Below are 23,721 nucleotides of genomic sequence, written 5' to 3'. Positions count from 1 at the left end.
AAACTGATGAAAGGGTGAACTCGATGGAAAACGAAGCATGTATTCAGAAGAGGTACGGTGTAATTAGTTTTACTTCATTCATCATTGGAATCATTTGCTTTTTTACTGTTTTTATTACACCTATCAGAATGACAAATATCGGGGGCATGACTGGTGGTTATATCACATTTTTCCTTACGATTGCCGGCATCGTCCTCTCTGTCATAGGAATTTTGAAGAAAACGGAGAAAAAAATGATTTCCATCATATCATTGGTTTTCTCTTCATCATTCTTTATATTTTGGGTAATCATCATCACTTTGTTGTTAACTGGTGAAATAGAATGGCCACGTAGAATAATAAGATAAAGGGATTGAATCAGGATGGTGGATATAGTTCTGACTAAAAGGGGATTAATCAATGATAAGAGGTTTATATGAAGCACATTTACCGGTTAGTAATTTGAATCATTCCATTGAATTCTATGTAGGGCTTGGTTTGCAGTTGGATCATAAGGTTGAAGACAACCTGGCTTTTCTATGGATTGAGAAGGATAAAAGTTGGTTGGGGCTTTGGGAAACGGAAAATGTGGAGGTTGAGTATCATCCCTCCCTACGGCATATCGCTTTTCAAGTATCATTGGAAGATCTAAAGAGCTCAGTCGCATGGCTTAAAGGTAGGGGCTATACGCCTAGAGAAGCTTTTGGATTTCTACCAGTTGAACCTTTCGTGATGCCTCACGGGGAATATGCCCACGCAAAAATTCACTTCAATGATCCAGACGGAAACAGTTTGGAGTTTATTAGTAAACTGGAGAATTCAAAAAAAATCAAGAATCGTATGTATTTAAGTGAATGGGAGCAGATAAATGAATGCAGAAGTGAAAATAGCAAATGACAGATGAACGGAAATTTTAAGAATAATAATCATTCAAATATGCTTTATGTCAGAACAGAATGGGAGAATCATAGAATGAATGTCAAAGCGGAATTATATTGGAATGAATATTGGCAAGGGAAAGAAGATAAACCCCAGTCAGTCAGTGCATGGCAATTCGGGGCCGATCCCGATGATTTGGCTCAGTTAGTGATGGATGGGATAAAAACGGCTACATGCTCTGGGCATGTTTTTTACGGAGAGGAAAATGAAGCATTACCATCCGTGGGTGATTACAGCATTATCTTAAGCAGTGAGGATTTGCCCTTAGCCATCATACAAACAGTGGAAGTCGAAGTATTGCCCATGAATGAAGTGAGTGAAGAGTTTGCGATTGCGGAAGGGGAAGGAGATCGGACCTATACATACTGGTGGGATGCCCATGAGAAATTTTTTAAAGAAGAACTGGACAAAATCGGCCACACCTTTAAAGAAGATATGCTGCTGGTGTGTGAGCGTTTTGAGTTGATGCATGTAAGGTGAGTGCAGACGGTTCGGTCTGAGAGAGCAATAAGTGTTTTTGTTCAGTGATTTGCTATAATAGGTCATTGAATTAAAAAACTTATAGAAAGATAGGTATTTGCATGAAAAAGAAACTGATATTCATTGGATTGGGAATCCTGGTTGTTTTCTTGCTGTTGCTTGGTACGTATAAATTAATGAATTCGAGAACCTATCAGGTGTTCGGTGGATTAACGGATAATGTCGAGACGAATGAAAAAGTGGTCGCTTTGACTTTTGATGATGGCCCATCGAAGAATGTAAATGAGATCCTGCCGTTGTTGGATAAATATGATGTGAAAGCTACGTTCTTCCTGATCGGAAATGAAATCGAAAAGTACCCGGAGGAAGCTGGGAAAATAGCGGAAGCGGGACATCAGATTGGGAATCATACGTATTCCCACAGGCGGATGGTGTTTAAATCGCCTTCTTATATCAAGGCGGAAATCGAGAAAACGGATAAATTGATTCAGAACGCTGGATATAAGGGTGAAATTGATGTCCGGCCTCCAAACGGGAAAAAAATCATAGGTTTGCCTTATTATTTAAATAAAAATGATAGAGAGACCATTACCTGGGATCTGGAACCAGATAGCTATTACACTACCGCTTCTGACAAAGTGAAGTATGTGAAGGAAAATATAAAACCAGGTTCGATCATCCTTATGCATCCGATGTATGATGATACGGGTAAAGAGCTTCAAGCGATTGAAGGGATCTTACGAGAGTTAACGAACGAAGGGTATACGTTTGTGACGGTCAATGAACTTCAGGAAATGTAGTTTTTGGTCCAGACGATTTTCGAAGAATCGGGTTGCTGCGGCAGCCCTTTTTTATTTGATATAAAGAATAGTACAAAACATGGGCTGCATATTGTTTCTTAACGGAAGGTTGTTGTCAGGGCTTGGATTCGCATGAATTTTTCCTTAGTGGAAATAAAGCTATTAAAATGGGGCTGGTTACTTGTATCGGAATAAAAACACCGCTCTGATCATGATTTTGTGTTTCCTGTTATTCCTATTTCTTGTGGTGCTCATTTTTCGCCACATCACAGTATACTTCGTGTATAGCTCGGGCATCGGCCCGTTATTACTTATTGGGGTAATGGTTTTGGCTATCGTTATGCTTTTTATCAGAGGGCATAAATAATCGAGTCTGTTTCTTTGAGGCTGCTGCGCAGCCTTTTTTTGTTTCTTTGATTCGAGAGACATAAAAAAATATAAAAATCAATAAAAAATTAACACTCCAACATTAGTAATATATGGTAATATTTTAAATGGAATTATTTTCTTATAAATTTTATTCAGGGGTGATTGGTGCGTGGAGTTTTTTACTAAGTGGTCGTTCAAGAACAAGGCTGCCGTTTCATTGGTAACCATATTTATTTTGATGATAGGAGTTGTCAGTTATTTTAAACTGCCGATGGAATTTTTACCATCTGCTGATAATCCACAAGTTACGATTATCACAATGGGGCAGGGCACCGATTCGAAAACGATGGAAGCACAAGTTACAGATCCGATTGAAAGGGCAGTTACGGGAGTTAAAGGAAAGAGTTCCATATACTCCACCACTGGAGATGGTTTTTCAAAAGTAGATCTATTCTTTGAAGCCGGATCGGATATGAAACAAGCGAAACTGGATGTTCAGGAAGCTTTAGGCAGTGTGGCATTGCCGCAAAGCATGGCAAAGCCTACTGTTACACAGTTAAATACGTCAATGATTCCCATTTCATTTGTATCAGTTACTTTTAAGGATGGGTTAACAGCTGAAAATATAGACTTTGCCAAGAAAGAATTAGAGCCTATGTATAAAGATATTAAAGGCGTTTCGGATGTACAGACATTTGGGGTTTCACAATCCATTCTTTCAGTCAAAGTGGATAATGAAGAATTGGCTAAAAAGAAAGTCTCCATTCAAGATGTCATGAGCGTCCTTAACGGTCAGAATGCAGCTCTGGCCGTAGGCGAAAAAGTGATTGATGGGAAGGCAAGTAACATCAAGGTGATTGGTGATTTAACAAGTATTGAAAAATTAGAAGCGCTGAAGGTCACTCCGAATGTCGCACTTGGAGAGATAGCAAAAGTTGAAGAAGCGAATGATGGCAACCTCATCAGTCGTTTTAATGGAAAGGAAAGCATTGATTTAAGCATTATCAAGGACAGTCAATCAAATGCTGTCACAATCAGTAAAGAGGTTGAAAAAGTAGCAAAAGAAATTAATGAAAAGTATAGTGACCAGAAATCGACCATTTATTTATCTACAGCTGATATGGTGGAGACGTCCGTTCAGACGATGGTAAAAGAAGTTCTGTTAGGTGCGCTATTCGCTACGATTGTAATCATGGTCTTTTTACGGAATGTACGATCTACATTCATTACAATCGTATCCATACCGCTATCTCTTGGCTTTACGTTATTTTTGCTGTCATTGTCGGGAGTGACGCTGAATATTTTGACACTGGGCGGTGTCGCTGTAGCGATCGGGCGCTTGGTGGACGATAGTATTGTCGTTATTGAAAACATTTTCCGGAAAATGCAGCAGGAGAAGATTTCAGTCGAATTGGTGATGGATGCAACGAAAGAAGTGGGAGTGGCAATCACAGCTTCAACCCTTACTACTGTAGCCGTTTTCTTGCCGGTTGCTTTATTGAATGGAGGGCTTCAGGAGTTTCTTCTTCCTTTTGCTTTGACTGTCACTTATTCTTTGCTGGCTTCATTAATTGTGGCATTGACGGTTGTTCCGTTAATGAGCGCAGGATTGCTGAAAAGGACGGAGCTGCCAAAACATCGACCGGCCAAGCGTTTTACGAAGCTGGTTACTTGGTCACTAAACCATAAATGGGTTGTCCTGATTGTTGCGATGCTGTTGTTTGTCGGTTCCATTGGTACATATTTTGCCATGCCAAAAGGGGCGATTGATAATTCTTCAGCAGACTATGTCTCTGTGACATTAACTTATCCAAATGATCAGCCCTATGAGAAAGTAAAGGAAAAAGCGATTGAACTCGAAGAAACGATGCAGGGTATGAGTGAAGTGGATAATATTTTCATGCAATTAGGAAACTCGCCCGAGACAGCACAATATGGCGAAGTCGCATCACCTACAGAAGCGATTTTCGGCATCCTGGTAAAGGATAAAGCAAATGTAGATGCAATCCTGAAAAAAATGGAAAAGGAACAAGAAAACTATCCTGATGCGAAGCTTACGGCCCAAGCCTCTTCCTTTATGATGGGAGCATCAAAGACGAACATTACGATAGATGTGATCGGCAGTAATGTTAAAGATTTGGAACGGACGGCCAAAAATGTCAAAGAAAGAATTCAGGATATTAAAGGAATCGAAGAAATTACAACGAACCAGGATGAAAAGAAAACCATTTATTCATTCACGGTAGATCCAGCTAAAGGCAATACAGAACAAATAGGTCAACAATTGGGTATCATGCTTAATAAAACGCCTATCGGCCATATAACTTTACAGGATAAGCAAACACCTGTCGTCCTTGAACCAATCTTGGATCCCAAAAAACCGGAGGATTTAAAAAGTATTCCGATCATGACAGACGGGGGGGGAGCCCCAGTGTCAAAAGTTGCTTCTTTAAAGAGCGAAGAGAGCGCAACAACGCAGTTCCATAAAGATGGAGAAACATATCTCCAATTAACGGCAACGGTCGATCCGGCTAAGCTTTCCGATATTGCAAGCAAAATAAATCTTGAGGTATTTGGAGATAAAGAGAACAAAGGCCTTGATATTCCGGATGATGTAGAGATTTTAGTCGGCGGAGCCAGTGCTCAGCAGACAGATGATTTTTCCGATTTATTCCTTACGATGTTAATATCGATCGGCATTGTCTTTTTAATCATGGTTATAACCTTTAAATCGATCAAAGCACCGATTGCCATTCTATTTTCCTTGCCATTCGCTGCCATTGGAGCGGTATTAGGATTGGTTATCAGTCGAATTCCAGTGGATATTACAGCACTGCTGGGTGCTCTCATGTTAATAGGAATTGTTGTGACAAACGCGATTGTGCTTCTGGATCGAGTCAAACAAAACGAAGAAAAAATGATCATCCGTGATGCGATCGTCGAAGCGACAGCCACAAGATTCCGTCCAATCATAATGACGGCTGTAGCAACGATTTGTGCCATGCTGCCGCTTTTATATAAAAAGGCGGAAACAGGAAGCTTGGTTTCACAAAGCTTGGCGATCGTTGTCATTGGAGGGCTAGCTGTTTCCACACTGCTCACACTGATCGTCATTCCATGTATATACGAATTGCTGTACTATAAAAAATCGAAAAAACAGAGAAGGAAAAAGAGAGAACCCGTTAACGAACAAATCGAGATGTAAGGAAGTTTTAATAAAAAAGTTTGTAGAGAAAAGCAACATTTTCTTTACAAACTTTTTTTATTTAAAATAATGGTTGACTTCCCTCTAACCTGTAACTAAAATGATTACAGCGGGTGATGAACAATCGCAGGGAGCAATCGACTGTACAGGTACTGAATGCCGTGTAATTATATTGATTTTTTTTTGCTCTATATTGTAACTGGTTTGGTTACAAGTTTAGCTGATATTGAAAAGTGAGGGAATATATGATGACAGTGAAAATTAAAGCGTATTCTGATTTTATTTGTCCATTTTGTTTTTTAGGTAAAGGGCCTTTGGACGAAATCGTGAAGGAAAAGGATGTAGAAGTGGAATGGATGCCATTTGAATTGCGTCCTAGTCCATATACGAAAATTGATCCATGGAAGGAACCCGATAAGCTGAATTCATGGGATTCTTACATTCTTCCTGCTGCGAAAAAGCGAGGGGTTGATATGCGTTTACCCCGTGTCTCCCCGCATCCACATTTGGCATTCGAAGGCTGCCATTTTGCAAAGGAGCACGGAAAAGGGAACGAATTCCACAACAGAGTATTTACAGCGTTTTTTCAAGAGGAACAAAATATTGAAGATATAGAAGTGTTGACAGGACTAGCCAGCAAAGAAAGGTTAGCGCAAGTCATTGAGAAGGAAGAAGTAAAAAATAAACGGAATGAATTTGATGGCTTGCAATGTGATGGTATGGGGAATTGCTAATAACGTTTTTACTGTCAGGGAAATGAGAATTTACAACAGTAAGGTCATTTCAAGCTACTTAAAATAGGGCTTGATTAGAATACTTACAGAAAAAACCCTTTTATCAAACAATAAAACCTGTTCTTTTACTGTTTAATATAAAAGGGGTATTTTAATGTAATTCTAGTTGAATTGTAGTAATAATATTAGAATCATCAACCCATATATAAGCATTTTTACACTTATGAGTGAAATATCTAATGGCAAAAGTATCTTTTAAACAATCTTTTAAAGTCCAATTGTATAAGGAGAGCGAGATTATTGGCCCCTTTGATGTGTTTTTTAAATAAGCTAACACCTTATCGAACTCCATATCTTCGTATTTCTCTATAAATTCAGGTATTATCTTGTATGATTTTTGTGGTTTCCATTCATATTGTGATTTGCTAATTGTCCCATATAGATTTTTTATTATTGGATTTATGTGACTCGACCTGACCAAGGAGAGAGATTCTTGAATCGGCTTATTTAACATTATTTCTGATGGTACTTCGTTTTCTAATAAAATCTTGGTGTTGTCAAAATGCATAATAATTTCTTCGATGACTTGATTATCAATTCTATCGACAAATAACGAAGTAACACTATTTTCATCTTGGCAACCCAACAGTAAAAAGAATTGAGTTAATAGTGAATATTTTATTTCGAAATTTGAATTAGGGGTAAATTCCCTGATCTTGAAATCTGAAAAACTGTCTGTATTGTTTTCGAACTGATTATTAGCTTCAGAAGGTTTCAACCATTCCATTAGTAGCCCACCTAGTATATTTTTTATTTAACCTCAAAATAACTATAACCATTTGCAATGGCTGAATAAGTACCATTTTTTACTGTCCTGAACGTTCCACCAAGTTTTGCACGGTATTTTCCAGCAGACAATCGGTCAGATGATTCATTTCCATTAGAAAGGCTATTTGGTGAATAATCAGTGTTTGCAAGATTTGGTAGTGAATCCAGGTCTATTGTTGGCTCTGCCTATCGGAAGGTGTTATTTTGTTTTGTTATATATAACTATATAGTTAAATTATTACATAGTGTATCATGGTTTTTTGTGAAAATATAGGTTTTTTTACCTAGATATTTTAGTTTTTTCACTTAATTTTTAGGACATTTATATTATTTTTAAGATGAAGAAGGACTGTTTAATATAATTAACGGAGGTAAATAATTGACAGTGAGAATCATTTTCATTTATAGTGAAGTGTGTAATGAAATTAATTCTCAATTAGGAAGGTGATATAGATGAAGGTATTCATTGGTTATGTCAGTTTATCCGGTAATACCGAGAAAATGGCTATAAACATAAAGAATAGAATGAAGGCCGTCGGCTGTGAAGTATATATGGAAAGATTGGATACTGTTGAAGTTGATGCTTTAAAGGATTTTGATTTGGCCTTTATTGGTTTATATACATGGAATCTTGAAGATGTACCGTATGAAGCAAACGAGTTTTATGAAGAAATTGACCAAGTGGACTTTGCTGGAGTGAAAGTTGCACTCTTTGGTGCCGGCGACCTGACCCATTCGAAACCCTGCGCCGGGTTAGATATCCTTTCCGATAAAATGAAGCGATTTGGATTTGATGTATATGATCGAGTATTGAAAATACACCATGAAAGCAGTACATACGAACAACTGAGGAAATGCGAAGACTTTGCAGAGCATGCCCTTATATGGGGAAGCAATAGGAAAAAGTGGAGATTCTTCATGTGGGATCGGTTGCTAGGCAGCCCCAAATACCAAAAGTCTGTATTTTTGTTAAGGAGGGTCCTTGATGATTACCCAATTAAGTGCAAAGGGAGAAGCAAAAAAAGAAGAACTTATACAAGAACTTCTGAAATTCGGGATTTTTAAAAAATATAATAAACAACTATACGAGCTTCCGATCGTAGTTTTACAGAAGGAATTCAATCACTTGAGAGGTGAATAAAAAATGTCTAGGAGAAGGAAATCTTATACTCAACTGCTAAAAGAAAACCGCGAGCTTCTGTTGCATGACAAAATCGAAGTGGAACGCATCTATACAAAAATCGATCAAAAAGCTATCAATGAAAAAAAGGGCAGTAAGCAAGTACAATCATGATTGGTCAAAATTTGAACGTTGCCTCCAGTAACTAGCTTTCCAAGAGTGATTAAAAGGAAAACTTGCTTATCCTTCATATTTTTTTCTGTAACCCTTAAAGGATGGAAGAAATATGCGACACTCCTGCCGAAAAACTGGCTAGCCGAGAACCCGGAGACGCTTGCGTCGAGGAGGCTTGGCAGACAGTCGGCGGAAAGGGAGCGGATTTCTGAAATCAACTGGAACTTATTTAAAACTTCAGGCAAACTGACTTTTCTTCAAGTTTGCCTGAAGTCTGAACCGAAATCCATTTTTGATTTCGGTTTTTTCTTTTGGGCTGTTATTTGCCATATTCAACAAACCGTGCAGTTAGTTGAAGAAGGAGGTATTATCCGGTTGGTTGCCGAATAAAAATCCTTTAGGTAAAACTTAGGGGGAGTGCAAATTGAAAAATGTAATAAATGGAATCAATCATTGGATAGGTTTTATACCTGAAGAGTTCAACCGGAGGACAGAAAAAGAATTAAATCATCGACCAATGCCACACAAATGGTCCAAAAAAGAGATTTTAGGACATCTATGCGATTCCGCATTGAACAATATGAATAGGTTTATCAAGATTCAGTACGAAGTACAGCCATATGTTATACAACCATATAATCAAGATCAATGGGTATTAGTCCAGAATTACCAAGAGCGACCATTGGATGAAATCGTTAACCTTTTTTGTACTTTAAATAAGCAAATCATTCATATAATAACGAATACACCAAATGATAGATTATCTAATCTTTGTGATATAGGAAATAATCAACTAAAATCAATGGAGTGGCTAATAAAAGACTATCTCGATCATATGGAACATCATATTAACAATCAAATCCTGATTAAAAAAGAGTGATCTATATAGGTAACTCTTTTTTAATTCAATTCTTCAATTTTCGCAACAGCTTGTCATGAAGTTTGGACAAGGTGAACAATACGATGATAGAGCCGATCAAGGTTAACGCCATATCCCATTGGGCGTCCCAAATATCACCTTGTGTTCCTAAAAAGTCCTTTGAAGCTTTTCTTCCTTTTGAAATGATGGCAGCTATCCATTCGATGATTTCATAGAGTGCTCCAATGGCAAGCGCAAAACTTACTGTGACAGCAAATAACCACGGTCCTTTTGTTAGGGGGGTTTTACGTATTACTATTTCCCTAATCACAATTGCAAGTAAACCTTTTATAAAATGACCGAACCGATCATAATGGTTCCGGTTTAGATCGTAATGATCTTTTATCCAATTAAATAGAGGCACTTTTGTGTACGTATAATGGGCACCGATGAACATGGTAATTGAAAGAACGGCAATAACGAAATAGGATAATGTAGTAAGGCGGAATTTATTATATGTGGCCGTTACATAAATCAGAAACACAACTGCAGGAAGGACTTCCATTGTCCATATCAAATATCCTTCAGGCTTAATCACTGACCAAATAAACACTGCAGTGACTAGCAATAGTAATAATAAATGTATCAGTCTACTTTTATCTCTTCCCAATTTTTTCACTCCATAACTTAATGATATGTACATAGCAAAAGATTGAAATTCTCAATCGGAAAAATCAATCGGATTGTGAATGGATAAAATGCTTAATACTTTCATTTAAATGATTAGCCGCTTTTGTAGGGATTTGATGCTTTACATGATCAATGAATCTTAATTCCGTATAGGGCAATTTTTCATGCAATAAATGGGCATAGCGATACATTGGTTTATCTTGTTTGCCATAGATCAGTAAAGTGGGAAGATTGATTTTCTCAAGCTGATGGGTACAGTTATAATGCAAACTATAATGGTAATACTGCTCGATATTTCGGGCATCTCCTTTTAGGGCTTCATTAAACATTTTGTTGAACAGCTTAATGGTATTTGAATTGCTCCATGAGATGGAAAGCGCAAGAATGGGAACTGCGTCTTTCTGGGCAAGTGATATGCCTAAAGAAATCTTTTGCTTTAAAGATGTATCTTTCACTTCAGACATTCCGCCTATTACAATGCCACCCAGAGCCCTATCGGCACAACTCAGCAAGAATTCCAATACGATGGAGCCGCCGGTCGAGTATCCGCATATCATTGCTTTTTTAATTTTCAAATGATCCAACAGTTGTTTGATATCTTCTATAATCAGGGGATAAGTTACTGGCTGTCTTGAGTACTGACTTCTTCCATGACCCCTAATATCAAAAGTGATGACTTTGAATTCTTCGGATAATTTCTCCAATTGGTATTCGAAATTCACACTGGTCAGTACAGGAGGATGGATAAAAACAATAGGAACCCCTTTTCCCCTAACAGAATAATGCAAGCTGATACCGTCCACATCTAACATTGGCATGAATATTCACCTCATTCGAAGAGTACTTGCATAATATCCCTCCTGAAAGAATTTTCCCTATTAAACATGTTTTTATTACTAATTGTTTTGGTAACGAACTAATTGAATTTTTAGGGTTCTTTTGAACAAGATATAAGAGTTCAGGAAATGAACAAAAATATAAAAAATAAGGTGATGTAATGAGAGCAAACATGGATAAAATTTTACCAGTTGTCGCTTCGGTCGGAGTAGGTATAGCCACTTATCAAATGTTGAGTGGAAATGGCGGGAAAATGAAAAATATGGTGCCGCTTGCCACGAACTTGATGGGGATGGGGATTGGGATGCCAGGGCAGAATCAACAACAGCCAGAAAATCAATAAAAACATCTCCTATAGGGGATGATTTCAGACTGTAGACAAACTCGATGAAAATCGAGTATGTCTACAGTTTTTTTTTGCGGTACAATTTGAACGTAATTTCCGATCCAGGCGCTCGCTTTCAGCGGGCGGTCAGGGAGCATAATCGGCTTGGGCCTGTGGGTCCGCAGGAGTTTCGCACCTTCCTCTCCAATCAACTATGTTTTTTGTTTTATTCAAAAAAACGGGACTTCCATCATATACTGGCTTTTGGAAATGACACGATGAATCGTATTTACCATTTTTTATAATTAAAGTAATAAAACACCAATGAAATAACTCCTTGCGTTATAATGAATGGGCTCCAAGGGAAGTGTCAGAAACCTGCAGGAGTGATCATTTGAATGGAGGTTATATGTGTTGAAGAAAAAATTATTGGTCATGATTCCAACAGTTGCCTTGATGTTGGCCCCTTTTTTAGGAACGGGGACTTCAATTACCGAAGCGGCATCAAAGGGAAGTCAAATCCAGAAAATCGAAACGAAGGCGGAAACACGCCCGACCCTCAGGAAAGGCTCACGTTCTAGTTATGTAAGAGACTTACAGCAAAGCCTTAAAGATGTTAAATATCATGTAGGTGTTGATGGGATTTTCGGTACCCAAACACAAAATGTGGTAAGGGAGTTCCAAGTGGATCATAACTTAGCTTCAGATGGTATCGTCGGACCGAAGACATGGGCTGCTTTAGATGAAAATAAGGTGGAAAGAAGACAGTTCACGGAGAAAGACGCGATCGCGTTAGGGAAGAAGAGGCTGGGTAACAACATCGTATTCAGCGGTGATGGCAGATTGCTGAAAGATGGCAAGGGAAAATCATATTACAACTTTAAAGCAGCTAATAAAGATTGGATCGATCAAGGCGGCACAGGAACGATTGGGTGGTTCCACATTTATAAAGATGGCCGTGTAGTGGAACAATAAAGGATATACATGCAAAAATGGTTCTCACTTTACGTGGGATTTTTTTTATGTGAAGAATCAAGAAGACTAAATGCATCTATTTTTGGCTATAAATAACAAGTAAATACAGATATAATAGTAAATGGACAGCATTTTGGTATAGTGGGCAGCGGTCACTCCTTTTTAGAAAGGGGGTGTCGCTGGTGATTTCTATTATGGACGGACTGATGCTAATGATTTCATTCGCCTCTTTAATCGTCGCAGTAATCGCGGTTACATTAAAAAAGTAACCCCCTCCATACCATCCGGCCAGATGTATGTAGGAAAAGGGTTACTTTCATGATCGAGTAGCAACTGACTTACCACAGAAAGCCGCTGCTCTTTATGCAGTTTGCTGTTCATTGAGACGCTGGTTTAACCAGTGTCTTTTTTTTATATTTATTATTATATCCTCATTTTCCCTATACATTCAACTAAAAACCTGGATGAAATCTTGAATAAAAGTAAAATCATTTAGATTTTCGTTAAATTCCTGCCGTTTTCCAGTTTGAATGATTTCATCCCTTTATAAGAAACAATCGCAGGAATCATACAAAGCAAGGCCATTGGTAAACAATAAAGCAGATAGAAATGCCCTCCGTTATCAAGCAAGGGAATGAAGGCTAAAGCAACAAAAAGTAAAGTGAAAAAAATGATCGTGAAAATCCCGAAAGATTGATGATAGAATGCATGAATTTCCCTTCTTCGTTCATCTTGGTTGGGTAAGGTCTTTACTGCATTGTGCGTTCGAAGGAATAGGTACAAGGAGAACATTAGAAATAACGCGGAAAATGGCAAAGCGATCGCAAATAATGAAACGTCAAGAATGGAAAGATAAAAGCTGGATAAAAAGAAAACCTCTGATACCCCTAATGCAAAACAATAATTGAAGATACTTATTCTATCAGGTTGTTTAAGCATGAAATCCCTCCTTCTATATCATATTATGCAACTGCTTTCATGTTCACCACTTTGTCACATTTAAAAGGTAAAAAATCCTCCCGGTTGTATCAAGCCTGCAGATGTTGAATAGAGTCTTTGCATATTACGAATAGTAATAAAATATCGCTTAAGGGGGGAGTGCTCAATGACAGTAAAAACGGCAATCAAAGGATTTTTGCTTGTTCTTCTATTATATTTCCTTTATGTAGTTGTGACGGCTGTTGTTCTTTTCCCCAAAGCAGAAAAAGAAGAAAACAGGCCGATAAAACAGGTAAATGAATATATGGGAGAGAAGGAAGCCACCGTGGACCGTGTCCTGCTTTTCGAAGACGGTTATGAGTCGGGACTCGCCAGAATGCGAATGATCCAGGAAGCCCAGCATTCAATCGATATTGTCTACTATGCTTTTGGAAAAGGCGAATCAACCGAGCTTTTTCTTGGAGCCTTGATCGATGCGGCTGACCGAGGTGTCAAAGTCCGAATCCTTCTGGATGGAATATCTCATGGACTCAGAGGTCAATTAAGCAGTGCCCGTTATGCATTGGCTTCACATGAAAACATTGAATTAAGATATTACGAAACCTTTAAGCCTTTTAAGCCGTGGACCTGGCATAATCGCCTTCATGACAAGATCATCACGGTAGATGGAAAGTTAGGCATCATCGGAGGGAGGAATATTGCCGATAAGTACTTAGCAAGCAAGCCGCCGAGGAATTTTGTCTATGACAGGGATGTACTCATTTTCAATGCTAAAGAGGAGAAAGATAGTGTAATCGTTGAAATGAAGGGCTATTTGGATGAATTATGGACCCATCCGTATACGAGCGATGTTTTTTCGGACCTGTCGAAAAGGCAAACGGAAAAAGGAAAACGCGAAAGAGATGCATTAGCGAAAAAATACAGCAAAGCTTTGCGCACTGAAACCGATTTCGTGAACCCAGTCGTCGATTGGAGCAAGGCTACAACCCCTACTAAAAAAGTGTCCTTCATTCATAATCCGATCGAACGGTTCAACAAATACCCTATTGTGTGGAGATCTTTATTGGATATGGCTGCGAACGCCAATCAATCGGTATACATCCAAAGCCCCTATATTGTCCCTGCGGATGCCTTGAAGGAATATGTACCGAAGCAATTGGATTCAAAGGCTGATTGGACCATACTTACCAACTCGGCTGAATCAACCCCGAATATGATCGCTTTTTCCGGTTACTTGGCTCGTAGGGATAGCGTCGTCGAGATAGGGGCAAGGCTTTATGAATATTCAAAGCCTTATTCTTTGCATGGTAAATCGGTTGTCTATGATCAACGATTAAGTGCAGTGGGTTCCTACAATTTGGATTCTCGATCTGCCTTTTTAAATACGGAATCGATGGTGGTCATCGATAGTGAAAGATTTGCAGCGCAGTTGATAGGAGCGATGGATTCAAAAATCAAAAATAGTACACTCATTGCGGACAATAAAAAATATATACAACCGCCTGAAGATCAGAAAAAGGAAGAGTCCTTTTTTAAGGCCACCTTTTTAAATGCCCTCTCGAAAATTACGGTATATTGGAATAGGTTCATTTGAAACATGACTAAAAAGACAGCAATCTCAGTGATTGTTGTCTTTTTAGCCTTTTGCGGAGATTATCTTATGAATACATATGTAATTTGCTATACTTGAGCAAGCTAATCACAACAATCGTAAGGAGAACAGAAACATGCAAACATTACAGCACCTATCGAAACATATTGTCTACCTGCCGCCAGTTCAGGAAACGGATCGCCCGGTTCTTGCCGCCGTGACGGGAAACAAGAAAACGCTCATCATCGATGCCGGTAACTCTGTCAGGCATGCACAGCTCTTTGAGGACGAATTGCTTCGGAATGATATAAGCGGCAATTTCCTCGTTCTTACCCATTCACACTGGGACCATGTATTCGGACTGGAGAATATCGGGATTCCGGTGATTTGTCAGGAAAAAACATACACGAACATTAAAGATATGCAGCAGCTTTCATGGGAAGATCGGGCCCTTGATCAACGTGTCGAAGAAGGGACGGAGATTGCCTTTTGTGCCGATGCAATCAAATTGGAACATGGGACGAATAGAGAGATTTCCCTCCCCCTGCCCGATATCATCTTTGAAAAAACGATGACGATCGATCTCGGCAAGATAACCTGTGTCATCGAACATGTTGGCGGCGACCATGCTAAAGATTCCTGCATCATTTATATACAGGAGGAAAAGACCTTATTTCTGGGAGACTGCCTGTATGCCAATCTTTATGCGGAAAAATGGAATTATACGGCTGAACAAGCTTTGCTGCTCATTGAGAAAATTGAAGCCTACGATGCCGAAACATTTATACTTTCCCATCATGATCAGCCTCGCACGAGACTGGAGATGGAGGCGGAGCTTAAGCTAATGAAAGAATGTGCCAGAGCGGTGGTCGCACATCGGGGAAACCGGGCTTTAATGGAGCAGGAATTGGCTAAAGAATTAAAGCGGGATTTAACTGAGGACGAGCTCGAAACGATTGGATTTTTCGTGAATGGGTATGTTGAGTGACTGAACTCTAAAGTGGGTTATGAGCTCGGCATTATTGGGCTCATACCCAGGCCTATACAAAAGAGATAATAAACGTAATTAGTGCTGAAAGGATGAGAACTGATAGGATGCCTGATATGATTTTCCCTGCTTTTGCTCCTCTATTATCGGGATATATATGACCAATAATAAAGGAGGGGATGAAAAATATAGCCGAATAGAACACGGTATAATGAATACCTGAATCTCCATTTGACCAGCCGCTAATTCCGATAGTATGTAAAATATGATCTCCCATGCAAGATTTATCGCCAAATTCAAACGTAAACAATATTCCCAATAAACATAGCACGAAAGAAAGTGAACCTAATCCGATATCTTTTGTTTTCTTAACTTCTATGGTTGTCATGTTCTTTTTGCTCCGTGTATTAAAAACCAAATTATGGTTTTTATTGTAACATAACTCAGCAAGTACTTAAATCCTACACCTGTACCAGAACCCCAATATATTAAAAACTGCACCTCCAATTGTCTAACAATTAGGGTGCAGTTCAAATTAATTATGAGCTTTTTCTAGAGCTAGCTTTATCCCGAAACCAATCAAGACCGTCCCGGTTATCCCCTCGAATATCGCTTGGGTTCTAGGCTTTTTCATAAAAGCACTGATTTGGTTCAGCAGATAGATATAAAATACAAACCACAACGCAGTTAAAACGGTATACGTGATGCCCATGATCAGGAATGGTAAAAACGTATCATTCCCCGGATTCACGAACTGAGGCAGAAACGTTAAAAAGAAGACGGCCACTTTAGGGTTCAGCAGATTGGTAAGGAACCCTTGCTTAAAGCATGACTGGTTTTCGTACTTACTTTTGACCGTCGTTTCCGCCGCTGCGGCCACTTGCTTATTCCTTAATCCCCATAGTGTCTTGAAGCCTAGATATACCAAGTAAACGGCACCGACATACTTGAAGATGGAAAATAATAAAGCGGATTTCACAATGATTGCTGAAAGTCCGAACACGGCAGCAGATGTATGAATAAGCAGGGCACAGCATGTGCCGAACATCGTTTTAAAACCTCCCGACGTCCCAACGGTAACGGTGTTCCTTGTGGCTATTGCTGTATCTGGACCAGGTAAGATGATGAGAAGGATGCACATGATGATGAACAGATAAAAGTTTTCCATATTCGGACCTCCACTCTTAGTGATGAATTCTGAAAATTATAACATAGATGCCCGTGGTTTAGGGAGATAAATTTGATAGTTAATGATTACAACAAAAAACAAGCCAAATCAGTTTTTGATCTGGCTCGTTTTTTTGAAAACATTTTGTCAGGGCGACTTTTTCAACACAGCACGTACAGGACTTCCATCAGCTTCAACCAAAGGAAGAGGGAGGGCTGCCAACTCATAATTACCCGGTTCGATGCCGTCTAATACAAGTCCTTCCAAAATGTGAATGCCATGATCGGCAAGTTCATGGTGGGCAGACAGCTCTTTACTATCCAGTGGATCTACTGATGGTAAATCAAGTCCAATTAGACGGACGCCGTGTTCTGAAAGATATGCCGCTAATTCTGGATGGATATGTGGAATGGTTTGTGGAAACACACTTCGATCCTTCCATGCATCCGTGCGAATTAACAGACGGGTAACGCCTTGTAGATCTATATGGGATAATTCATTGACTCCGATGCTTGTCTTGTTTGGTAAATGGATAACTCGGGCATTTCCCATATATAAGTCGAGATCCAAATCAATCACTCTTTTTCCATCATCATCAAAATGAAAAGGTGCATCAATATGGGTACCGGTATGGATACTCATATTGATTTGACCTACATTGACAGATCCGCTCTGTTCTTTACTCCAATTGACTTTATAAGAGAAAGGTGTATCTCCAGGCCAGACTGCAACGTTATCATCCAGACGTTGTGAAATATCAATCCATGTCCCCATGCATTTACCTCCGTCTCTACTGGCTGTTTCTTGAATATCTTATAGCTTCGTTCTTAGACTCCATAGCTCTGGGAAAAAGTGTTGATCCAGTGCTCTTTTTAAATACGTTACACCTGATGATCCGCCAGTACCTTGTTTATTACCAATGATTCTTTCCACTGTAGTCATATGATTAAAACGCCATAATTGCTGTTGGTGGCCAATGTCCACTAACTTTTCGCCCAGCTCATATAAGTCCCAATATTGCTCAACATCGCGGTAAACTGTCAGCCAAGCCTCTTCAACACTGGCATTTGGTTCATACCTTTGTGACCAATCCCTGCTGATGGCTTCTTGATCAATAGGTAATCCGCGCGCCACAAGAGCATTGATCGCCGCGTCATAAATACTTGGCTCATGAAGGGCCTGCTGCATTTGCTCGTATAAATCCGTTTGGTGCTGATAGACGGATAGCGTATGGACATTTTTGTTTCCTAATGCAAATTCAATCAAGCGATTCTGATAAGATTGGAATCCGGAAGATTGTCCCAGTTTATCCCTGAACTCCATGTATTCAGCCGGCGTTAAAGTTGAAAGGACATTCCATGACTGGATCAATTGTTGCTGGATCCTAGAAACGCGGGACAGCATTTTAAACGAAGGTTCCAACCTGTTTTGGCGGATGGACTCAGTTGCTGCTGTCAATTCATGCAAAATGAGCTTCATCCATAGCTCACTCGCTTGATGGATAACGATAAATAGCATTTCATCATGATGATCGGAACATCTATGCTGACTGGTTAAAATCTTATCAAGGTGGAGGTAATCTCCATAGGACATCGATTTTTGAAAGTCGGTTTGAATTTCTTTCTCTAAACCCGTTATTGTTTGTTCATTTTTATCTGTATTCTTCATTCCGCAATCTCCTCACTTTTCCATATGCAAAAACTATTTATTCCGTCATTCTATTCTATCTTCTTTTCCAGAGATTCTTCCATTACATTATGGTTAATATTTCTTCTTTTTGAAACAGAATAAGCAACAGCTAAAAATAGTAACCAAGGTATCCCGAATTGAAGCATGATCTTGAAATCTGTAAACCATGTTGTAATCATTAAGCTGAATAGAAGAACGGCTCCTAGTATCGTTAAATAGGGAAAACCGATCATCCTTACAGGTAATTTGCGTCCGCCGGTTTTCTCCCATTTCACCCTGAAAAACAAATGGGAAATGAAGATCATGAACCAAGTGAACATAGCACCGAACATGGAAATCCCCATCATGAATGCATAGGATGATCCAGGAAGTAACGCATGAACGCCTGCAGCAATGAAAATCCCCGTTGTAGAGACAGCAAGCGCTTTTCCCGGAACGCCCCTTTTGTTTAACTTTCCTAAAAAGCTAGGTGCATGTTTTCCGCGTGCCAATGAAAACATCATCCGTGTTGAAGCATAGAGCTGAGCGTTCATGGCAGATAAAGCAGCCGTTAAAATAATAAAGTTCATGATCCCGGATGCACCAGGAATGTTCAAGATTTCCATTACTTTTACGAATGGACTTTCCTCGATCCCAGCTGTTTTCCACGGAACGATCATCAGCATGATGCCGATTGTCAACACATAGAAGGTGGATAAACGGAACACGGTCGCTTTTAATGCTTTTGGAACTGCTGCATCCGGATCTTTTGCTTCCCCTGATGTAACCGCTATCATTTCGGTTCCAAGAAAGCTGAATAAAGAAATAAATACGGCTACCCACATTCCCCACCAACCAAATGGGAAAAAACCGCCTTCATTTACAAAGTTCTCAGGTCCTATATGTGGCTGATCGGATGAACCGAATAGTACATAGGATCCAAGAAGGATAAACCCAACAATGGCACTTATTTTAATAAAGGAGAACCAATACTCAAATGTAGCGAATGTATTCACGCTGGTAGCATTTACATAAATCAGGACACCTGCAAACAGCAAAATCCATACGATTCCCGGTACGGTCGGAAACCAATACTTCATATACACGCTGACTGCACTTACTTCAACCCCAACAGCCAAAACATTGGCAATCCAATAAGAATAGCGGACAAGATAGCCTGCCATTGGAGACATGTACTTTTCAGCAATGGCCCCAAAAGATCCGGAAGTAGGATGGGCAACCGTCATTTCCGCTAAACAGCCCATCAACAGTAAAACAATGAACGCCCCGAGTGCATAGCTCAGCAATACACTTGGTCCTGCCGCTTGAATGGCAAGCCCGCTGCCAAGGAATAGACCTGTCCCGATGGCACAGCCCATTGCGATCATGGAAAGCTGATTTGTTTCCAGCTCACGTTTTAATCCTTTTTCTGGCTCATCTTTAAAGTTCGATTGAGTATTTTTGTTCTCCATAGTTCATCCCCTTTTTATCAAAAAAGATTTTATCCTGCCCTTATTAACTAACCATTTGAGGGATGAGCCCCATCTGGCGGAACTCCGGGTTATGCGACCACTTCACGCTCATTCTTGTATTTTTCATATTGTTTTTCTGACATGATTTTCTTGAGTATTTGTACAACTTCCCAAACTTCCGCATAAGAAGTATAGAGTGCAACCGGGGCGAGGCGAATGATGTTAGGTGCACGGAAATCTGGAATGACACCGTTCTCTTTCAGTGCCTTGCATATCCGTGCAGCTTCTTTATGCTCGAGGCTTACATGACCACCGCGGCGGATGTCTTCTCTGGGAGTTCCAATGAAAAATCCCATGTCTTCCAATTCGAATTCGACTAAATCCATTAAATATTGATTGATTTTCAGGGATTTTTCACGAATATTTTCAATTCCAGCTTCTATAAAAATGTCCAAAGACCCAATCAAAGGTGCACAACTTAACACATGCGGCGTGCCAATTTGATACGCTCCTGCTGATTCAGCTGGTGTTAAGGTATGTTCCATATCGAATTGTTTATCTTTTTTGGAGCCGAACCATCCAGCCAATCCAGGCATCGTCCCAAAATGTTTTCGATTTACATATAAACCGCCAACACCTCCAGGGCCGCCATTTAAATGTTTATAATTGCACCAATAAGCAAAATCCACATCCCATTCGCTGAATGAATGCGGGATGGCACCGATGGAATGACATCCGTCAAATCCGATTACAATTCCTCTTTTATGAGCTTCATCAGTCAATCGTTTCATATCCAGTATTTGACCGCTGCGATACAGGACCGTTGGCAAGATGATCAAAGCGATGTCATCGGTCATTGCTTCGATAATGTCATCCTCTTCAAGAAATCGGCCATCACGGCTTTTTACGCGGATGAGATCGGTTTCCGGATCGTATCCATGTGTACGCAGCTGACTTTGAAGAGCATAAATATCAGTCGGGAAGGTTAATTCATCAGCCAAAATCTTTCTGCGCATTCCTTCAGGCTTATAAAAAGTAGCTACTAGCTGATGCAGATTTACAGTTGTGGAGCCGGTTACAATAACTTCCTCGGGAGAAGCTCCGACCAATTGGGACATCTTCGCGCCCAATTTCTCAGCCATGAAAAACCATGGATGATTCCCTTGCGTCCATCCATCAATCCCATGCTCCTTCCAATCTTCCAAAGACTCCAGAAGAGTGCGTTCAGCCCTTTTCGAAAGAAGCCCCAATGAGTTTCCATCCATATAGATGGAATCCGGCTTTAAATAAAACTCTTCTCGAAAACCTTTAAGTGCATCATTCTCATCCATTTGTTTAGCGTGATCCAATGTATATTCAGAAACCATAATCATCCTCCTATATTAGTTTTTTTAAAATTCTAGGAGAATCGTACCAAAGAATATGACATGATGTCAATAAGTTAATTCAGAAAATTATAAACATTGAAACAAACTTTCCAACAAATGTTTTTTATTTTATGGAAATCCTTTATCCTAGAAGATAAGGGGAGGAATAAGCATGGAGAATGGCAAAGTAGGAGATAAACGGCATTTACGCTCGATCATGACACGACAAAAGCTATTGGAAGCTGCAAAGGAAATATTTCTTGAAGAAGGTTATCAAGCTGCGCTTATTTCCCAAATGATCAAAAGAGCAAACATCGGATACGGAACGGCCTATGTTCATTTTAAAGGGAAAGAGGATCTGTTAATTGTATTAATGGAGAATGTAATGGAGCAATTCTATGAAATTGCCGAGACCTCTTTCTTTCCAAAATCAAAAGACGAAGCAAAACATATCATCAACAGACAAGCTAATGCATTTTTGAAAATGGCAGAAGCTGAACGCAATATGATGCAAGTTTTCGAACAGGCCATTGGCATATCAACCATTATTTCAGATAAATGGAAAGCGATCCGCATGAAGTTCATCCAGCGAATTTCACAGGACGTCGCCTATGCACAGCAAAATGGGCTGGCAAGAACTGAACTAAACCATAAGCTTGTGGCAAGAGGATGGTTTTTCACAAATGAAATGTATCTGTGGGAAATCGTCCGAAACGAACATCAAAGTTCAGTAGAAGAAATTGCTCAAACCATTACCTCAGTTTACGTCGAAGGCTTATATGTGTAATGATAATGCAGCTCACCAATCTTCCGGTTATATACAATCGGAAGATTTTTTTATTTTCAAAACTCACGAGTAAAGCCGTAGAATTCAGGAGTAAATGCAAATTTACGAGTAAACTGCTCAAACTCACGAGTAAATAGCGCAAACTCAGGAGTATATCGCTCAAACTTTCGAATATATCGCTCAAATTCACCTATATATCACTCAAACTTACAAGTAAGTGCAAATTCCCGAGTAAACCAAACCGCCAAAACACTCTCATTAGCACCGGACTTACAGCGTCTACGCCTTAAGTCTTACTAGAAAATATAGCTAAGGCTCATTATACGAACCTGTAAAAGTAGATAAGATATAAACATAGAAAGGAGGACGAAAACAATGAAGAAATTTGGTTTATTTATTGTAGGACTGATCGCACTTTTCCTGTTGCTGGCGAACGTTGGTCCACTGATCAGCCTGGCGATTTGCTTGGCGATCCTATACTTTGGGTTCAAGCAGTTCATGAAGTCCGAATCGACAGGGGCGAAGATTGCGTGGGGGGCAGTCTCCATTATCGTGCTGATCGTTTCTATTTCCCATATCCCGGCAATATTGGGACTGGTGGCAGCTTATGTTCTTTACCTGGTTTATAAAAAATGGAATGAAAATGATGAAAGTGCATCATCGAAAGAAAGTGACCCATTCTCAAATTTTGAAAGAGAGTGGAAAGAGTTGAATAAGAACTAATAGAAGGGATGTAATGGGAATGGGTAATTTATTTTCAAGAATGAAACAAACGATTTCGGCTGATTTTCACGATCTGTTGGATAAAAAGGAGCAAAAAAATCCAATTGGGATGTTAAATCAATATTTGCGTCAATGTGAGCAGGAGACGGAAAAGGTCGGTAAGTTGCTTGAACGTCAATATCTTTTGAAAGAAGAGTTTACGCGTGAATATAATCAAGCGCAAAATCTAGCTGAAAAACGTAAGCATCAGGCTGAGATTGCCAAGCAGTCGGGAGAAACCGATTTGATGGAATTTGCTGTCAAGGAAAGCCTCCACTATGAAGAGCGGGCGCAAAGTTTGAAAGAGGCGCATAAAAGTGCAGAGGTTCAGTTGGCTGAGCTGGAGCGGAAATATGAAGAAATGAAACATAAGCTGAAGGATATGCATCTAAAGAGGTTGGAACTGATGGGCAGGGAAAATATTGCCCGGGCAAACAACCGAATCAATCGGGTTTTGGACGGAGGCAGTTCCGAAGCCAAACCGGTAGCGATGTTTGAAGAAATGGAGCATTATATCGATCGCATCGAGCACCAGGTCCATACGGATTATAATCGGCATACGATCGATGCCAGGATTGTCCAGCTTGAAAAAGAATTGGAACAGAAAGAAGCGTAAAGTTTTTTTAAGGCTTCGCTGTCATCCCCTGGCCTTTTGGAATGGAGGG

At 39.6% G+C, this 23,721-nt stretch carries 27 protein-coding genes; 17 read left to right on the top strand and 10 right to left on the bottom strand.

Features of this window, described 5'->3' with window-relative positions; all coding sequences use genetic code 11:
• Nucleotides 1-23 precede the first annotated feature (23 nt).
• From ACZ9AO_RS16710 to ACZ9AO_RS16685, 6 genes are all read left to right on the top strand, one after another.
• On the top strand, nucleotides 24-347 hold the full coding sequence (locus ACZ9AO_RS16710; RefSeq protein WP_251541964.1) for a hypothetical protein: 324 nt from the start codon (nucleotides 24-26) through the stop codon (nucleotides 345-347).
• Between the two features lie 52 nt (nucleotides 348-399).
• Nucleotides 400-876: a VOC family protein gene (locus ACZ9AO_RS16705; RefSeq protein WP_251541963.1), complete on the top strand. Its 477-nt coding sequence runs from the start codon at nucleotides 400-402 to the stop codon at nucleotides 874-876.
• 75 nt (nucleotides 877-951) lie between these two features.
• The gene (locus ACZ9AO_RS16700) at nucleotides 952-1,398 is read left to right on the top strand and encodes an ASCH domain-containing protein (RefSeq protein WP_476109500.1); all 447 of its coding nucleotides are present in this window, start codon (nucleotides 952-954) and stop codon (nucleotides 1,396-1,398) included.
• Between the two features lie 101 nt (nucleotides 1,399-1,499).
• A complete protein-coding gene (locus tag ACZ9AO_RS16695) occupies nucleotides 1,500-2,198 on the top strand; it encodes a polysaccharide deacetylase family protein (protein WP_202316973.1) in 699 nt (232 codons plus the stop codon).
• Between the two features lie 538 nt (nucleotides 2,199-2,736).
• On the top strand, nucleotides 2,737-5,772 hold the full coding sequence (locus tag ACZ9AO_RS16690; RefSeq protein WP_476109499.1) for an efflux RND transporter permease subunit: 3,036 nt from the start codon (nucleotides 2,737-2,739) through the stop codon (nucleotides 5,770-5,772).
• Between the two features lie 248 nt (nucleotides 5,773-6,020).
• On the top strand, nucleotides 6,021-6,506 hold the full coding sequence (locus ACZ9AO_RS16685) for a DsbA family oxidoreductase (protein WP_476109614.1): 486 nt from the start codon (nucleotides 6,021-6,023) through the stop codon (nucleotides 6,504-6,506).
• Nucleotides 6,507-6,657: 151 nt separating this feature from the next.
• Here the strand turns inward: ACZ9AO_RS16685 and ACZ9AO_RS16680 are convergent, their stop codons facing one another.
• Nucleotides 6,658-7,293: a hypothetical protein gene (locus ACZ9AO_RS16680; protein ID WP_476109498.1), complete on the bottom strand. Its 636-nt coding sequence runs from the start codon at nucleotides 7,291-7,293 to the stop codon at nucleotides 6,658-6,660.
• Between the two features lie 494 nt (nucleotides 7,294-7,787).
• Here ACZ9AO_RS16680 and ACZ9AO_RS16675 point away from each other — a divergent pair, with 494 nt between their 5' ends.
• The 4 genes from ACZ9AO_RS16675 (at nucleotide 7,788) to ACZ9AO_RS16660 (ending at nucleotide 9,508) form a co-directional block, all read left to right on the top strand.
• Nucleotides 7,788-8,399, top strand: coding sequence for a flavodoxin domain-containing protein (locus ACZ9AO_RS16675; RefSeq protein ID WP_336865515.1), 612 nt, complete (start codon nucleotides 7,788-7,790; stop codon nucleotides 8,397-8,399).
• On the top strand, nucleotides 8,368-8,475 hold the full coding sequence (gene fbpA, locus ACZ9AO_RS16670; protein ID WP_235568245.1) for a Fur-regulated basic protein FbpA: 108 nt from the start codon (nucleotides 8,368-8,370) through the stop codon (nucleotides 8,473-8,475). The genes ACZ9AO_RS16675 and fbpA overlap by 32 nt, the downstream gene beginning before the upstream one ends.
• 3 nt (nucleotides 8,476-8,478) lie before the next feature.
• Nucleotides 8,479-8,628, top strand: a complete 150-nt coding sequence (locus tag ACZ9AO_RS16665) for an FbpB family small basic protein (RefSeq protein ID WP_095679135.1) — start codon at nucleotides 8,479-8,481, stop codon at nucleotides 8,626-8,628.
• Nucleotides 8,629-9,052: 424 nt separating this feature from the next.
• Nucleotides 9,053-9,508, top strand: a complete 456-nt coding sequence (locus ACZ9AO_RS16660; protein WP_476109497.1) for a DinB family protein — start codon at nucleotides 9,053-9,055, stop codon at nucleotides 9,506-9,508.
• A gap of 25 nt (nucleotides 9,509-9,533) precedes the next feature.
• Here the strand turns inward: ACZ9AO_RS16660 and ACZ9AO_RS16655 are convergent, their stop codons facing one another.
• A complete protein-coding gene (locus ACZ9AO_RS16655) occupies nucleotides 9,534-10,190 on the bottom strand; it encodes a DUF2238 domain-containing protein (protein WP_375541194.1) in 657 nt (218 codons plus the stop codon).
• 31 nt (nucleotides 10,191-10,221) lie between these two features.
• A complete protein-coding gene (locus tag ACZ9AO_RS16650) occupies nucleotides 10,222-10,995 on the bottom strand; it encodes an alpha/beta fold hydrolase (RefSeq protein WP_476109496.1) in 774 nt (257 codons plus the stop codon).
• A gap of 191 nt (nucleotides 10,996-11,186) precedes the next feature.
• Here ACZ9AO_RS16650 and ACZ9AO_RS16645 point away from each other — a divergent pair, with 191 nt between their 5' ends.
• Nucleotides 11,187-11,357, top strand: a complete 171-nt coding sequence (locus ACZ9AO_RS16645; RefSeq protein ID WP_251541947.1) for a hypothetical protein — start codon at nucleotides 11,187-11,189, stop codon at nucleotides 11,355-11,357.
• Nucleotides 11,358-11,750: 393 nt separating this feature from the next.
• Nucleotides 11,751-12,314, top strand: coding sequence for a peptidoglycan-binding domain-containing protein (locus ACZ9AO_RS16640; protein ID WP_476109495.1), 564 nt, complete (start codon nucleotides 11,751-11,753; stop codon nucleotides 12,312-12,314).
• Between the two features lie 492 nt (nucleotides 12,315-12,806).
• On the opposite strand, the gene ACZ9AO_RS16635 is transcribed toward ACZ9AO_RS16640, so the two are convergent.
• Complete coding sequence (locus tag ACZ9AO_RS16635) at nucleotides 12,807-13,253, bottom strand: hypothetical protein (RefSeq protein ID WP_048679536.1); 447 nt, start codon at nucleotides 13,251-13,253, stop codon at nucleotides 12,807-12,809.
• Between the two features lie 166 nt (nucleotides 13,254-13,419).
• Here ACZ9AO_RS16635 and ACZ9AO_RS16630 point away from each other — a divergent pair, with 166 nt between their 5' ends.
• Nucleotides 13,420-14,847, top strand: a complete 1,428-nt coding sequence (locus ACZ9AO_RS16630) for a phospholipase D-like domain-containing protein (RefSeq protein WP_476109494.1) — start codon at nucleotides 13,420-13,422, stop codon at nucleotides 14,845-14,847.
• A 133-nt stretch (nucleotides 14,848-14,980) separates the two neighbouring features.
• The gene (locus ACZ9AO_RS16625) at nucleotides 14,981-15,832 is read left to right on the top strand and encodes an MBL fold metallo-hydrolase (RefSeq protein WP_476109493.1); all 852 of its coding nucleotides are present in this window, start codon (nucleotides 14,981-14,983) and stop codon (nucleotides 15,830-15,832) included.
• A 52-nt stretch (nucleotides 15,833-15,884) separates the two neighbouring features.
• Here ACZ9AO_RS16625 and ACZ9AO_RS16620 read toward each other — a convergent pair whose 3' ends face one another.
• From ACZ9AO_RS16620 to kynU, 6 genes are all read right to left on the bottom strand, one after another.
• Complete coding sequence (locus ACZ9AO_RS16620; RefSeq protein WP_251541939.1) at nucleotides 15,885-16,220, bottom strand: hypothetical protein; 336 nt, start codon at nucleotides 16,218-16,220, stop codon at nucleotides 15,885-15,887.
• Between the two features lie 147 nt (nucleotides 16,221-16,367).
• Complete coding sequence (locus ACZ9AO_RS16615) at nucleotides 16,368-17,000, bottom strand: LysE family translocator (RefSeq protein ID WP_251541936.1); 633 nt, start codon at nucleotides 16,998-17,000, stop codon at nucleotides 16,368-16,370.
• 147 nt (nucleotides 17,001-17,147) lie between these two features.
• Nucleotides 17,148-17,774 carry an arylformamidase gene (gene kynB / locus ACZ9AO_RS16610; protein ID WP_476109492.1) on the bottom strand — a complete coding sequence of 209 codons (627 nt, stop codon included), beginning with the start codon at nucleotides 17,772-17,774 and terminating at the stop codon, nucleotides 17,148-17,150.
• Between the two features lie 39 nt (nucleotides 17,775-17,813).
• Nucleotides 17,814-18,668 (bottom strand): tryptophan 2,3-dioxygenase, encoded by an 855-nt coding sequence (gene kynA / locus ACZ9AO_RS16605; protein WP_048679521.1) that lies wholly within the window; start codon nucleotides 18,666-18,668, stop codon nucleotides 17,814-17,816.
• Between the two features lie 50 nt (nucleotides 18,669-18,718).
• A complete protein-coding gene (locus ACZ9AO_RS16600; RefSeq protein ID WP_251541932.1) occupies nucleotides 18,719-20,140 on the bottom strand; it encodes an amino acid permease in 1,422 nt (473 codons plus the stop codon).
• Nucleotides 20,141-20,229: 89 nt separating this feature from the next.
• Complete coding sequence (gene kynU / locus ACZ9AO_RS16595) at nucleotides 20,230-21,507, bottom strand: kynureninase (RefSeq protein WP_430115815.1); 1,278 nt, start codon at nucleotides 21,505-21,507, stop codon at nucleotides 20,230-20,232.
• Nucleotides 21,508-21,679: 172 nt separating this feature from the next.
• Between kynU and ACZ9AO_RS16590 the strand changes: the two genes are divergently transcribed.
• The 3 genes from ACZ9AO_RS16590 to ACZ9AO_RS16580 all read left to right on the top strand — a co-directional run bounded on the left by ACZ9AO_RS16590 (nucleotide 21,680) and on the right by ACZ9AO_RS16580 (nucleotide 23,672).
• A complete protein-coding gene (locus ACZ9AO_RS16590) occupies nucleotides 21,680-22,294 on the top strand; it encodes a TetR/AcrR family transcriptional regulator (RefSeq protein WP_476109491.1) in 615 nt (204 codons plus the stop codon).
• A gap of 375 nt (nucleotides 22,295-22,669) precedes the next feature.
• Nucleotides 22,670-23,017 (top strand): lmo0954 family membrane protein, encoded by a 348-nt coding sequence (locus ACZ9AO_RS16585; protein WP_476109490.1) that lies wholly within the window; start codon nucleotides 22,670-22,672, stop codon nucleotides 23,015-23,017.
• Between the two features lie 19 nt (nucleotides 23,018-23,036).
• Nucleotides 23,037-23,672: a PspA/IM30 family protein gene (locus ACZ9AO_RS16580; RefSeq protein WP_034309579.1), complete on the top strand. Its 636-nt coding sequence runs from the start codon at nucleotides 23,037-23,039 to the stop codon at nucleotides 23,670-23,672.
• Nucleotides 23,673-23,721: the final 49 nt, after the last annotated feature.

The sequence above is a fragment of the Peribacillus sp. TE19612 genome, from assembly GCF_056279465.1.
Note: the sequence above shows the minus strand (reverse complement) of the source record. Positions and strands in the feature narration are given on the sequence as shown.

What these genes read in the sequence shown, in the direction of transcription:
- ACZ9AO_RS16710 (WP_251541964.1), top strand. Translation starts at nt 24, where the DNA reads ATGGAAAACGAAGCATGTATTCAGAAGAGGTACGGTGTAATTAGTTTT.
- ACZ9AO_RS16705 (WP_251541963.1), top strand. Translation starts at nt 400, where the DNA reads ATGATAAGAGGTTTATATGAAGCACATTTACCGGTTAGTAATTTGAAT.
- ACZ9AO_RS16700 (WP_476109500.1), top strand. Translation starts at nt 952, where the DNA reads ATGAATGTCAAAGCGGAATTATATTGGAATGAATATTGGCAAGGGAAA.
- ACZ9AO_RS16695 (WP_202316973.1), top strand. Translation starts at nt 1,500, where the DNA reads ATGAAAAAGAAACTGATATTCATTGGATTGGGAATCCTGGTTGTTTTC.
- ACZ9AO_RS16685 (WP_476109614.1), top strand. Translation starts at nt 6,021, where the DNA reads ATGACAGTGAAAATTAAAGCGTATTCTGATTTTATTTGTCCATTTTGT.
- ACZ9AO_RS16680 (WP_476109498.1), bottom strand. Translation starts at nt 7,293, where the DNA reads ATGGAATGGTTGAAACCTTCTGAAGCTAATAATCAGTTCGAAAACAAT.
- ACZ9AO_RS16675 (WP_336865515.1), top strand. Translation starts at nt 7,788, where the DNA reads ATGAAGGTATTCATTGGTTATGTCAGTTTATCCGGTAATACCGAGAAA.
- ACZ9AO_RS16665 (WP_095679135.1), top strand. Translation starts at nt 8,479, where the DNA reads ATGTCTAGGAGAAGGAAATCTTATACTCAACTGCTAAAAGAAAACCGC.
- ACZ9AO_RS16655 (WP_375541194.1), bottom strand. Translation starts at nt 10,190, where the DNA reads ATGTACATATCATTAAGTTATGGAGTGAAAAAATTGGGAAGAGATAAA.
- ACZ9AO_RS16650 (WP_476109496.1), bottom strand. Translation starts at nt 10,995, where the DNA reads ATGCCAATGTTAGATGTGGACGGTATCAGCTTGCATTATTCTGTTAGG.
- ACZ9AO_RS16645 (WP_251541947.1), top strand. Translation starts at nt 11,187, where the DNA reads ATGGATAAAATTTTACCAGTTGTCGCTTCGGTCGGAGTAGGTATAGCC.
- ACZ9AO_RS16635 (WP_048679536.1), bottom strand. Translation starts at nt 13,253, where the DNA reads ATGCTTAAACAACCTGATAGAATAAGTATCTTCAATTATTGTTTTGCA.
- ACZ9AO_RS16630 (WP_476109494.1), top strand. Translation starts at nt 13,420, where the DNA reads ATGACAGTAAAAACGGCAATCAAAGGATTTTTGCTTGTTCTTCTATTA.
- ACZ9AO_RS16625 (WP_476109493.1), top strand. Translation starts at nt 14,981, where the DNA reads ATGCAAACATTACAGCACCTATCGAAACATATTGTCTACCTGCCGCCA.
- ACZ9AO_RS16620 (WP_251541939.1), bottom strand. Translation starts at nt 16,220, where the DNA reads ATGACAACCATAGAAGTTAAGAAAACAAAAGATATCGGATTAGGTTCA.
- ACZ9AO_RS16615 (WP_251541936.1), bottom strand. Translation starts at nt 17,000, where the DNA reads ATGGAAAACTTTTATCTGTTCATCATCATGTGCATCCTTCTCATCATC.
- kynB (WP_476109492.1), bottom strand. Translation starts at nt 17,774, where the DNA reads ATGGGGACATGGATTGATATTTCACAACGTCTGGATGATAACGTTGCA.
- kynA (WP_048679521.1), bottom strand. Translation starts at nt 18,668, where the DNA reads ATGAAGAATACAGATAAAAATGAACAAACAATAACGGGTTTAGAGAAA.
- ACZ9AO_RS16600 (WP_251541932.1), bottom strand. Translation starts at nt 20,140, where the DNA reads ATGGAGAACAAAAATACTCAATCGAACTTTAAAGATGAGCCAGAAAAA.
- kynU (WP_430115815.1), bottom strand. Translation starts at nt 21,507, where the DNA reads ATGGTTTCTGAATATACATTGGATCACGCTAAACAAATGGATGAGAAT.
- ACZ9AO_RS16590 (WP_476109491.1), top strand. Translation starts at nt 21,680, where the DNA reads ATGGAGAATGGCAAAGTAGGAGATAAACGGCATTTACGCTCGATCATG.
- ACZ9AO_RS16585 (WP_476109490.1), top strand. Translation starts at nt 22,670, where the DNA reads ATGAAGAAATTTGGTTTATTTATTGTAGGACTGATCGCACTTTTCCTG.
- ACZ9AO_RS16580 (WP_034309579.1), top strand. Translation starts at nt 23,037, where the DNA reads ATGGGTAATTTATTTTCAAGAATGAAACAAACGATTTCGGCTGATTTT.